The organism is Citrobacter sp. wls710 (genome assembly GCF_005281115.1).
Classification (GTDB): Bacteria; Pseudomonadota; Gammaproteobacteria; order Enterobacterales; family Enterobacteriaceae; genus Citrobacter; species Citrobacter werkmanii.
The window spans coordinates 15,653-27,923 of the sequence record NZ_SZXD01000064.1 but is presented as its reverse complement, the minus strand read 5'-3'; the positions used below and the strand labels follow the sequence as shown (position 1 = coordinate 27,923).

Annotated in this window: 8 protein-coding genes; all 8 read right to left on the bottom strand. The window is 59.8% G+C overall.

What is annotated here, in order from left to right:
* Window positions 1–13: 13 nt before the first annotated feature.
* From FDX14_RS24130 to tssK, 8 genes are read right to left on the bottom strand one after another with little or no spacing between them, the layout of a single operon-like run.
* Window positions 14–508, bottom strand: coding sequence for an Hcp family type VI secretion system effector (locus FDX14_RS24130; protein WP_137350401.1), 495 nt, complete (start codon window positions 506–508; stop codon window positions 14–16).
* A 12-nt stretch (window positions 509–520) separates the two neighbouring features.
* The gene (locus tag FDX14_RS24125; RefSeq protein WP_137350400.1) at window positions 521–1,867 is read right to left on the bottom strand and encodes a VasL domain-containing protein; all 1,347 of its coding nucleotides are present in this window, start codon (window positions 1,865–1,867) and stop codon (window positions 521–523) included.
* Between the two features lie 13 nt (window positions 1,868–1,880).
* Window positions 1,881–5,420: a type VI secretion system membrane subunit TssM gene (gene tssM, locus FDX14_RS24120; protein ID WP_137350399.1), complete on the bottom strand. Its 3,540-nt coding sequence runs from the start codon at window positions 5,418–5,420 to the stop codon at window positions 1,881–1,883.
* 14 nt (window positions 5,421–5,434) lie between these two features.
* Window positions 5,435–6,850, bottom strand: coding sequence for a type VI secretion system protein TssA (gene tssA / locus FDX14_RS24115; protein WP_137350398.1), 1,416 nt, complete (start codon window positions 6,848–6,850; stop codon window positions 5,435–5,437).
* Between the two features lie 4 nt (window positions 6,851–6,854).
* Window positions 6,855–7,538: a type VI secretion system-associated protein VasI gene (gene vasI / locus FDX14_RS24110; protein WP_137350397.1), complete on the bottom strand. Its 684-nt coding sequence runs from the start codon at window positions 7,536–7,538 to the stop codon at window positions 6,855–6,857.
* The gene (tssH, locus tag FDX14_RS24105) at window positions 7,526–10,168 is read right to left on the bottom strand and encodes a type VI secretion system ATPase TssH (RefSeq protein ID WP_137350396.1); all 2,643 of its coding nucleotides are present in this window, start codon (window positions 10,166–10,168) and stop codon (window positions 7,526–7,528) included. The genes vasI and tssH overlap by 13 nt, the downstream gene beginning before the upstream one ends.
* An 8-nt stretch (window positions 10,169–10,176) precedes the next feature.
* On the bottom strand, window positions 10,177–10,923 hold the full coding sequence (gene icmH / locus FDX14_RS24100) for a type IVB secretion system protein IcmH/DotU (RefSeq protein WP_137350395.1): 747 nt from the start codon (window positions 10,921–10,923) through the stop codon (window positions 10,177–10,179).
* Between the two features lie 4 nt (window positions 10,924–10,927).
* Entirely contained in the window at window positions 10,928–12,271 is a 1,344-nt protein-coding gene (gene tssK, locus FDX14_RS24095) for a type VI secretion system baseplate subunit TssK (protein WP_137350394.1), read from the bottom strand.

The window sequence follows — 12,271 nt, the reverse complement described above, 5'->3', positions numbered from 1 at the left end:
GTTGTCTGGTGATTCAGGGGGCCAGTCTACAGAATATCCGCTCGCTCCACAGGCTGTATGCACTCGTACCAGCAACGCAGTGCTCCTGAGTAATACTCTCGTAGCTGAACGAAATAACCTCTTCCGGTTGCCCCTGACTATTGAGGATGGTATGAGGCACCTGTAACGTGATTCTGGCTATTCTGGCGTTGATCAGTTTTACCCGATAATACAATTCATTAATCCCAAACCGGTTAGTCCGGTAAAACTCAAAATCACAGGTCAGGCATTCATTCTCATTAATCGCCTTGCTCAATAGTGGAGTAGATTTATCCACCGGTTTACTCATATCCAGCGTTTGATGATTAACGTTTTGCGCCCGGCTCAGTCCATGTTTGAGACTTGTCACCATAATCTGATCCAGATGCGCCAGCTGCGCTTTATTTCCGATGGATGCCAGCGACGAACATCCTGCTGAAATCAGCCCCTGAAGCTGTCCGTTTAATGTCAGATACACAAGATTTGCCATAGCAATACTCCTTTATTTTCCTGGTTTACCGTCCGGCGTTTCCGGCGTCTGGCTCTGCGACAACAGCAGCCAGCGACTCAGCACCCCGTCCAGCCGTTCGTTGATCTGTTTTTCCAGCATCCCGGTATTTTTTCCGGCAGACTGCGCCTGCTGGTACTGTGTCAGAAGGTATTCCAGCGGCGTGTCCTGATTCAGCGAGCGCTCAGCCTGGTAAACCACGGTTTTGATATAAGAGAGCGTGAAGCCTTCTTTCGCCTGCTCACGCTGAACCAGCAGTTCGGCAAACGAACGCAAATCTGCCCGCGTCTGCTGCCAGCCCAGCATCTGCGGGCTGTTCGCCGCGCGACCTTTCAGGGTGTCGTTCCACGTGGTGGTGGCCTGCTGCTGCTGCAGACTCTCCGGCCAGCGGCTGTCGGCCATCCGGACCATTCGCTGACCGGCTTCCAGCGGCTGCAACGGCGAAGCACCGGCCAGTTGCTGTAGCCGTTGCGGGTAATCGCTCAGTTGTGGCGATGCCAGCCAGACTGTTGCCGCCCCCTGCGCCGTATCACGTGCCGCCGCCACCTGCTGTTGCAGAGGATAAACCTGCCACCACCAGACGACAGCCGTGACAACCGCGCTACAGAGTATCCCGGCGATAAAACCTTTGAGGGTGTTTCCCGATATCCCCCGGGTCCGGGACGATACTGCGGCTGCCTCTTCGGGGACGACTACCCTCACCTCTGGCAGTTCCGGCAACGGCGGTACGGGAGCGCCAGCCGTTTCCATGCTCTCTGGCATATACATCAACGTGCGAACCGTGGTTTTCGCCGCCGCGTTTGCCGTTTTCTCTCTCGGCTGAGGCTCGCAGCGTTTTCGCGTGTTCTGCACAAAATAGAGCAGATTTTCCACCCGGGGGATGCGCTTAAGCTCCACCTGCTGGAGTTTGTCGCAAATCACCTGCAGCGCCCACTCCACGCGATACAGCAGCGGCAGGTCCGCTTCGGAAAAAGCCAGCTGCTGGCGCAGAATATTGCCGGTCCGGGCGTTGAACCAGTCCAGCATTTCCGTGCGCGCGGCCCCACCCTGCGGCCAGAACTTATCCCATTCGCGGCCAATCATCGCCGCCAGCAGCTCCACGCCTTCGCAGAACCCGGCCAGCCCCTGCGTACGCGTGCGCGCCAGCGTGTAGTAGCTGGCGGTATGCAAATCCACGCCGTTGGACTTAAAAATGGTCAGCGCCAGCGACTCCACCAGCATCCAGTTCATCTCCAGCTGCGCCGGGTGGCTGGCCTTGTTGATCTCCTCGCGCATGGCGCTGAACTCCGGCAGACCGCGCGGATCCTGGCCGGTGATAATCGTCTGAATATCCGTACTCATCGTCGTCACCTCCTCAGTACAACGTATCCGGCAGCCGGAACTGGCTGAACAGCCCGCCGGCAAACGGGTTGTCCTGCGTATCGGTGTGGATACGGTAAGTCATGGTGCCGCCGTCCACTCTGAAGCGGGCGGTAAAAGTGCCGTCCTGCACGCTGGTGAGTTGCCCTGCGCCAAACAGGCGGAACTGCGCCCACGGGCCACTGAAGGCAATACTGCGCGGCGAGGTGTTGCCCCCCGCGCCCACCAGCGTCAGCTTGCTCTCATTGCCTTCGCGCATATTGTTCGGCCACACCAGGTGCGCCGTGTAGTTGCGCCCCTGAGCGTAATCCACCAGTTGTCCGTCCAGGTTCAGTACGCTGCGCCGCTTGTTGCCCGACAGCGCCACGGTTTCCACCGCGAACTGCGCCCCCAGCCCGTTCTGCGGGCTGAAGAAGATGTCGCGGATCTTCTGCGCGGTATCGAGCTGGTTCAGGACATCTTCACGGATCACCACACTGTCTTCCCCGTTCAGCCCCTGGCTGTTTTCCACAAACAGTTGCAGGTTCTGCTGGTAGAACGTATCCAGCACGCCTCCCGGTTTAAAGAAGCGTTCAAACGCATCCAGCGAGGCATCTTCTTTCGACCGGGCGTTAAACGGATATTTATCCGCCAGCTGATCGTTGAAGGTTTTCACCACATTGTCGCGCCAGTCCACCTCCATATAATGGACCGCCTCTATCATCACCACATGCCACGCCTGCTCCGCCAGCTTACCCACCCACCGGTTAAGCGGCGCAGGCAGGGTTTTCGCCATCTGGCGGGTGGCGAAAATCGGATCGCTGCTGTTCTGATCCAGCCGGAGCTGCACCGCCTTCAGGGCCGATTTTCCCGGCACCGGCGCGTTCTGTATCGCCAGCAGATAGCGGTGCAGTTCGGTCAGTTGCTGATAGACCGCCTGCAGGGTGCTGGCTTTGTCCTTCTGCTCTTCCAGGGTACTGTTTTCGGGCGCAAACTCATGCCCCAGACGGTTCAGCAGTTGCCAGTCAGGTTCGGCCTGCGCCTGGGCGCGTTCCTTGTCGCTCAGCTTTTCAGGCAGGAGCGGCGGACGGGTATTGTCACGCAGCGCCGTCAGAACCCGCTGAAAAGGCTGATCGCCGCTGACAATCTGCTCCAGCGCACCGGTCAGTTCCGCCAGATTTTCATATCCCCGGACATTCAGGTTATCCATGCCAGCCCGCCAGGTGGCGGTGTAATCGCTGATATACTGCTCAATAAGCTGGCGCTGAATTTCCGTCCGGTCAGCCTCGCTGTAGGTCACATTGTGCGTCAGGGCCAGCACCCAGGAATCCATGGCGGTCAGCTTCACCAGCTCCTCACGCTGCTTCACAAAATAGCTCTGCAGGCCGTAACGGGTCAGAAACTGCGGAACGATCAGCTTATTGTCGCCGGTGGAAATAAATGTCTGATCAAACGTCGGTCCAGTCTGATCGCGCAGGCTGAGATCGGCGGGCAGTACGCCCAGCGCCCGCGTTTTCAGGCTCTGGTATACCCGCTGATAAACCGGCAGCTTACTCAGCTCTTTCTGCGCCGCGGCGACGGGTTTACCATAAGGTGCCCACAGGCTGACGGCGTCGGCATCCCCCTGCTGGCGCTGTGCGTGCCAGTCGGTGTGCGCCAGCGCATAATCAAGATGTGACATCAGTTGCGCCTGAACATCACGCTTTCCGTGAAACTGTTCGCTCCAGCGTTTCGCCATAAACTGCTTCACCACCGCATCATTGCGCCCGCTCTTGTCCTCCAGCATGCGGATGACACGCAATGCGGCGAGTTTCTCTTCCGACTCCGGTGGCGCACTGTTCATCTGCTTCACCAGCCCGTTCAGCAGTGCCGGGAGATAACGCTGTTCCAGCAATTTAAGATACGTCTGCTCCACGTAAGGCCCCACCCGCGTCCCCTGATAGAGCCCCATATCCGCCAGCCAGCTTCTGTCTCCCCAGTCGCCGTAGGCCAGTGTGGCATCACGCACCGGGTTCAGCAGAGGCAGTTGCAGATAACCGCTGTCATCCATGCCCTGCGGCGGCGGCACCGCCATAAAGGACTTCGCCTGCGCCAGCACGGTCTGCCCGGCGCGGTAGTTTTCGTTATACCCGTGATGCCAGCCCCAGATAAGCAGTAACCCTGCCACCGCGCCGCATCCGGCGAAGAGACTCATCCGGTGACGAGACTGGGTCAGCCACAGGCGGTTTTCCCCGGCCAGATTCGGCTCGGCCAGCAGCACCTGCGGGAACAGCTCACGGGTAAAGTACGGCGTGGTATCGACCAGCGGCCAGGCAACCATGGAACTCTGTTCCAGCCCGTACTGGCGGGCGGCGGACTGGGTAAAAATGTCATCCATCTGTCCGCGCTGCAGGGAAGAGGTCAGATAGACGCCGCGCAGGCAGATATCCTGGTGCTCACCGTCCAGTAACGCTTCCAGCAGTCGGGCAATTGTCTCCCCGCCCCCCAGCATCTGGCGGGAGAAACTGAACGCCGCGCTGCGTGCCGCCGGGGCGGACTGGCTGAGCATCTGGTCCGCCAGCGCCAGGTTCATTTGCTGTCCCCAGGACTGCCAGAAGGTATCCAGCTCACGGCGCCAGTCGTCGCGTTCATGGGCATTGCGGGTGAACGTCACCCCCAGAATACTGTCGCGCCCGTTGCGATCCAGGGCACGGAACCAGGCGGCAAACCCGGCCAGTAGATCCAGCTTGGTCAGCACGATATAGACCGGCAGACGGGAATGCAGAGTCTGGCGGATCGCCTGCAGCTGGCCGCGCAACGTCTGTACCAGATGCTCGTGGCGTCGTTTGTCGGCGGTAAGTAAATCAGGCAGATCCAGCGTCAGGATCAGGCCGTTAAGGGGCTGGCGCGTGCGTTTCTGCAGCAACCATCCCAGCCAGTGCTCGCGCAGGCGACGGTGTAACTGGTTGCCGTCATCCGGATCTGCCAGCACGCCATCAGTATCAAAAATCACCGCCTGTCTGCCGACATACGGCGTGATAAAGACCTGCTGGTCGGCTCCCCGGCTGGCGTCCGGCGTATAGATCACATCTGCCGGAAATCCTTCGCGCAACAATGTTGTTTTGCCGCTGCCCGCCGGACCGGTCACCAGGTACCACGGCAGTTGCCACAGATAGCGACGACTGTCCAGATGGCGCTGCAGCCGCAGCAACCAGCGGTCGAGGTAACGCTGCTGAACGTTGACGGCCACAGTAAGCGGATCCAGCTCTTCCTGACGCTGCTGCTTCTGCTGTTTTTCCACCCGCTGCAGGCGTTTTACCACGCTTACAGTCAGCCAGATGAGGGCCAGCAACACCCAGACCGCCGTCGCCAGCCAGCGACTGGTCAGCGGTTTCAGCCAGTATGTCTCGTAGAACCGCCACGCCGGGCCTTTCCACCAGATCCATACCAGCAATATCACCCACGCCAGTGCCAGCAGCCAGGCCACGGATACTTTAAACCGGGGCATCGCGGGTCTGAGCATAGATGCCAGCCCGCTGAACAGCGGGGGAATACGGGGAGTCGGTATTCTGAACACAAAACGCTCCTGTTTTATTCGCTCGCCGTTTCCGTCGCGAGTTTCGTTTCCAGCTGTTCCAGCAACGCCGGTTCCCAGTCGGACAGCATGGTGTGCAGTCCAGCCTTAAACAGCATCCGGTAATGGTATTGTGCAAGCTGGGTCATGCCAGCGGCTTCCTGCAGTTGCGCCGTCAGATACTGGCGGTAAAACTGCGCGCGCGGCGTATTACCGGGCTGCTTTTCAGCCAGCGCCAGCGCCGCCTCCAGTCCCTGCTCCTGCCAGCACTGCCAGACCTGCTGCGTCATATCATCCGTGGCAACCGCAACGGCGGCAGGTTTCTGCGGTTCATCGGCCAGCCACTGCCGGGTGGCGTCGCTGATAAACGGCGAACGGTCGTTAAACAGCAGGGAAGTAAGCGCAGGCAGACACGCCACAAAACGACGAACTTCATCACGCACCGCCTGCGCCACGTCGGAGTGGCCGAGCTGCTGCGCTATCTGCGCCGAAAGGTGATGGCCGTCCAGCCAGTAGGGCGCCAGCAGCAGGCTCTGTTCCACCTGCTGCCAGAGCGTCATATCCGCACGGGCAAGACGAGCCTGGTAGTCAGCGACCATATCGGCAGAGACCGCCGCCAGTGGCGTGCGACCGTCGCTCTCCGCCTGCGGGGCAGAGGTAATGTTCTGCCACAGGGCGTGACGGCGCAGGCGGTATCCCTGCGGCGATGCAGGCTGACGTTCGCAGATAATGCCAGCCACCTTCAGCAGCGTGTCACGCCAGGCTTTATCGTCATGGCTGTCGATGTTCACCACAGGTGCAGGCACTGTTGCAGCAGGAGCCTGCTCGGCTGCCGGGACGCTGGCGCGGGTGACGTCGCCCGCAGGCTGCGTGGACGTAGTCATCGCGGGTGAACTGTCACGAAACACCCGCTGGTACTGCGCGAACAGGTCATCGGTGGCAGACGCCAGTTCCGGCATTCCGCACGCCTGCCAGCACTGCGCCAGTTTTGCCAGTTCCCCCAGCAGAGCATCACGCTGCTCCGGGGTAGATGTGGCAGCAAATCCCCCCATGCCAGGTTCAAAGCGTTTCAGGATCTGGTCGGCAAAGCGTTTCTTATTCGCGGCGCTCTGCGGCCAGGCAATGGTCCAGTAATGGGTGACGTATTGTGTCAGTACGCTGAGCGCAAGTAGCGGGTTACCCGCATGTTGCAGGGTGCGCAGCAGATGTGACACCAGGCGAAAATCCTTACTCTCCGAGGCCAGAAGCTGCAGCCCCTGCCGCTGGAGTTCCGGGACATCAAGCTGCGCGTGGTTCAGCGAACCCAGCTTGACAATTTCACCGTCGATATATTCCCACTGCGGGTTTTCATCGCTGAGTTTACTGGCCAGTTTTTCTTCCGGCAGCGCTTCCAGCAGATGCGCCAGCCAGACGTCCGGGTTATGTATATCCATATCGTTATTCCCCCGCCCAGTGGCAGGCTTCACGCAGCGGCGCAAGAGTCTGCGCCAGTCCGTCAATGTTAAAGGTCAGTTGTCCGGAGCTTCCGTTCCCGGTTTCCAGGGTTAACGTTTTTGCGTCGAACAACTGTTTAATCTCGTCAATTCCCGCCAGACCCCGGCTGGCCTCCAGCAGATAGCCGTTTTCACGCACAAACCAGCGGGAACGGAACTGGCCGCTATCCGTCTTCAACGTCACCGGAATATCGCTATCCTGCCGGGGGGATGCGAGCGCCACCTGCATCCGGGTGATATTGTCGACACAGCTGAACATCAGCACCGGGCGCGGCGGCAGGCTGCCGATAGCAGGCGTGGTGATAATCACCGCCGGACGTTCACCTTCGGTACGGGTCAGCAGCAGCGCCGTGGAGTTATCCACGCGCTGCGCCTCCTGCTCAAAGGCTCTTTTGCGCGCCTCGCCGTCATAGCGCGCCTTCACCAGCGCCCCGGCAAAGCCGGTGTCAGGCTGCGGTGACAGAATGCGGTCATAGCAGTCCAGACGCTCCAGGGCGGCAGGCTGTTTCCGGCAGGCCGACATTACGTTAAGCGTGGTCTGCGCATCCGCCGTCTCACTGGCATACACCGGTGAAACCGTCAGCAACAGGGGCAGCAGCCAGCAGGCAGAAGGTCTCATACCGTGCATTCTACCTCTGTTACCGCATCCTCCACGTCGGCAGTAAACACACTGTCCTGCACATCCAGCGTGATACGGGCGACAGCCGTATTCGCCGCCATCTTCTGCAACAGCAGCAACGAGAGCGGCGGCAGCATATCGCCGTCAATAACCGACTCCAGCATGCGGGCCCCGTTTTCGGCGCGGGTAACGCGCTGCATAATTTCATCGGTCACACCCGGTGTAATCTCCACCTCTGCGCCGAAGCGGGTTCGCAGCACGCCGTCCAGACGGGCGAGTTTTCCGGCAATAATGGTAGTCAGCGTTTCGCGTGACAGTGGCAGATAGGGCACTACTTCCATTCGCGCCAGCAGCGCTGGTTTAAAGAAGTCCGCCAGCACCGGATACAGGGCTTCCTGCATGACGTCCGGATTATCCGCATGTTCGACAATCACCTGATAACCGAGGTTGGAGGTCAGGAAGAAAACGATGTTTTTACAGTCGATCAGTCGCCCTTCGCCGTCAGCCATCTCGCCTTTGTCGAAGGCCTGATAGAACAGGTTGAGCACGTCAGGGTGCGCTTTCTCCACCTCATCCAGCAGCACCACGGAATAGGGTTTCTGGCGAATCGCTTCGGTCAGCACGCCGCCCTCGCCATAGCCTACATAGCCCGGCGGTGAGCCAATCAGGCGCGAGACGGTGTGTTTCTCCTGGAATTCGCTCATATTGATGGTGGTAAGGTACTGACGCCCGCCGTAGAGCAGTTCAGCCAGTTGCAGCACGGTTTCTGTTTTACCCACACCGCTGGGACCGGCCAGCAGAAACGCGCCAAGCGGACGCCCCGGACGACGCAGATCGGCGCGCGCCGTCAGCAGGTGTTTATGCAGATGTTGAATCGCCAGGTCCTGGCCTTTAATGGTCTCGCCCAGCCACTGCGGCAGATCGGTAATGACCGACATTTCATTTTGCGACAGGCGATTGAGCGGGACGCCGGTCCATTCAGCAATGACCGCCGCGATTTGCTTTTTGTCCACATGCGGTGATACCAGCAACTGCGTATGGTGCAAGGTATCCAGCTCAGCGCTCAGGGACGCCAGGCGTTCCGCCGCGGAGGTTGTCTCTTCTGGAACGGTATTATCCTGCGCCTCTGCTTCCGTCAGTAATGTCTGACGCAGCGCAATAATTTCCTGTACCAGCGTCTGCTGCTGGAGCCACGCGGCATCCAGCGCCTGAAGTTCTGCCTGCGCTGTTTCATACTGCGCGTGAACCTCATCGCGCCGGCCACCGTCCGGGCGCAGACCGATGCGGATTTCCCGCTCAAGCTGGCGGATCTCCGCCTCGCACTGCTGGCACAGGGTGGTCAGCGCTGAGATTTGTTTTGGCGGCGAGGACAGATTGATTGCCACGCGGGCGCAGGCGGTATCCAGTACGTCGATAGCTTTATCCGGCAGCTGACGCCCGGAGAGATAGCGCTCGCTTAACGTGGCAGCCGCCTGCAGCGCGTCGTCGTCAATCAGCACGCCGTGCGCCTGCTCATACACCGCCGCCAGCCCGCGCAGAATAATGGTGGCTTCGGCAGCACCGGGTTCGCGTACTTTTACCAGCTGGAAGCGTCGCGACAGCGCGGCATCTTTTTCAAAGTATTTTTTGTATTCGCTCCAGGTCGTGGCAGCAATGGTTTTCAGCTCGCCGCGCGCCAGCGCCGGTTTCAGCAGGTTGGAGATATCCAGCCCGCCCTGCTGGTTGCCCGCACCAATCAGCGTGTGAGCCTCGTCGATAAACAGAATGACGGGGACCGGCGACTGAATCACTTCCGCCATCAGCCCCTTAAAACGCTTCTCAAACTCGCCCTTAACGGAAGCCCCCGCCTGCAACGCCCCCAGATCCAGCGTCATGATATCGGTATTTTTCAGTTTGTCCGGCACCTGACCGGCGACAATACGCAGCGCCAGCCCTTCGATCAGCGCGCTTTTGCCCACCCCCGCCTCTCCCACCACCACCGGGTTGTTCTTGCGACGGCGGCAGAGAATATCGATCATCAGGTCGATTTCACTGTCCCGGCACAGCACCGGGTCGAGCCGTCCCTGACGGGCGTCTTCAGTCATGTTTTTGGCGTAACGGGCAAGGAGACACTCTTCTGAACGCACTGCCGTGGGAGCCGATTTATCCGCATTCAGCATGACCGACTCCGCCGACTCCCGCGTCCAGTCGGCAAAATCCTGGCGTAACCGGTCGCGGTTAATCCCAGTCAGCAACCGGGCTGCGGCAGGCGGCACATAGCGCGACGCAGAATGCAGCAGAGCCAGCAGCAGGATACCGCCGCGCAGCTCGCTGGACTGCATTTCCGCCGAGGCCAGCAGCCAGCCATCGCGCAGCCATTCAACCAGCAGCGGCGAGAATACCGGATAGCTGTCGGTATGGCGCATGGTGGCGTAATGCTCCACCGTCAGCGCCTGTCCCAGCTCATCCACGCTTATCTCTGCCCTTTCCATAATCACCCGCAGGTCGCAGCGCGGAATGGCCAGCATCTGGGTCAGCACATGGCTGACGGTGATTTCGGTGGCCTGCTGGCTCATACAGGCCGTGGCGGCCATTTCCAGCGCCTGACGGGAGAACGGGTTCAGCCGTTTAACCAGCGTGGAGATATCAATCTGAATCATGGGTGTCCTTACCTGGCAAGCAGCCGGTTTAACTGGTGAAGAATGTCCTGCGTCTGGCCGTCAAGGCGCAGCAGATAAAACAGATACACCAGGGCGAGCACAACCATGCCGCCCAGCAGAAGGTGTCTGACGGTCAGGCGTTTTATCAGCCGGTAGCGTCCCCCCTGCGCGACCTGATTCTGGTGTAGCAGCGGAAACGGCGCATCGCCGCGAAGCGGACGCAGCACGTGGTGCAGGCGGCGGTATATCTGTTCAAACTCGTCCTGACTCTGCTGCGCCACTTTGTAGCGCCCGCGAAAACCGAGTGAAAAGCAGAGGTATAAAAACTCCAGCAGATCCTGGTAGCGTTTTGGTTCACGCATCAGGCGTTCCAGCAGAATAAACACCTTTTCCCCGCCCCAGGCCTCGTTGTGGAAATGGACCAGCAGCGACTGCCTGATCCACTCGTTTTTGTTTGACCAGCCGTTGCCGAGCGCCGCCTCATCAATAAAGGTGCAGAGGATGTAACGAAACGACACAATCACGCCCGGCTCATAGCCCTGCTCCTGCAGCAGTTGCTCCACCGCCTGCACGTCGGTCACCACCTGCGCAAACAGGTGTTCCGGCATATTCAGGCTGTTCATCCCCGACAGGCGCATCACCATGCCCAGCAGCGGCGTAGCGGCATCGATCATCGGATTCAGGCTGTTGCCGCGCAGCGCCAGGCGATACTGGCGACCGAAGTCCGATTCAGACGGCAGGACGAATTCGCTCATCGTCTTATCCTCTTATCGCCCACAGTTGCATATCCAACTCCGGGAAGGTCCCGGAAATATGCATCGCCAGCGCGCCCGCCTTCACCACGTCCTGCCAGGCGGAACTGCCTTTCTCCAGCTCAAAGTAGACATAGCCATCGTGGTACGGCAACTGACGGGGGGCCGCCGGCAGCGCGCGCAGCGGAATACCCGGCACCTGCACGCTGACCATATTGCGGATTTTGTCGGTGGCGGCGATTTTCGACTGCTGGGTAAACTGGAGGATTAGCTGGGCATGTGGCATCCGGGCGCGAACCGCCAGCACAAAGACACCGGACTGCAACAGACCCGGATCGTTGACCGTGGCCAGATAGACGCCTTCGGTAAAGATCAGCGGCAGGTTCTGCGCACGGGGTTGCAGGACAATATTGAGCGCCCGACGCACCTCCGGGATCACCGTTTTAAAAGACTGCGTCAAATCGCGATGGTCATAAGGTTCAACGACACAAGGGAGACGGCTGTTTTCGGTAAAGGTCATCAGCTCGCCCAGCAGGCTGACCAGATCCAGATAAAAGGTTTCTGGATGCAGGATATGCAGACGCGCCCGGTGCGAAAAATGCATCTGCCAGCGGTTAAGCATTTGCAGCATCATAAACTCGGCGACGTCCGCGATCCCGCTCTGCTCCGGCGAGCCGATACGCTTCGCCAGATCGGCGGCCCGGGTGGCGATCAGCCCCTGCACGTCACCGACAAAGCGGTTCAGAACCGGGCTGACGCGCAGCGTCTGGCAGGTCGGGATGAAATCATCATCCAGTACCAGCGCGCCGCCGGCCTGAAAACTGCGGATACGGCACAGCGGCAGCACCACCATCGCGCTGAGATCCTCTGCGCCACTGACGATTTTCGGCCCCAGCTGGCCCAGCGTCAGCGACTGCATATCGCCGTCATTGCTGTGTACGTCGCGGACATCGGTGTGCACCACGCTGTAGCGCTCCGAACTCTGCCCCGCGCTGCGAATGCCCTGTACTTCGCTGATATTATGGGTGGCGACCGGCAGCGCCAGATAAATATCTTGGCTTTCCGGTGTGGTGAGTTCCCGTGGCTGATACGGCAGCGGCAGCAGATCCTGTTCAGGAATGCGGAACACGGTGCCGTCCGGTAGACAGCCCGCCGCCCGGTCGATCATCACCTTGCCCTGCGCCAGCAGTTCAGTATTCAGCGACAGCCCGGTAAATCCCCAGGCAAAATCACCCAGCGCATCCAGCCGCTCGCACAGCATCGCGTCGTTATGGCGCTGCTGCTGCTGAAAGTGCTGGGGCAGCGCAAACATCCCTTCCTGCCAGAGCACCCGGTTTTTCATTGTGGCCAT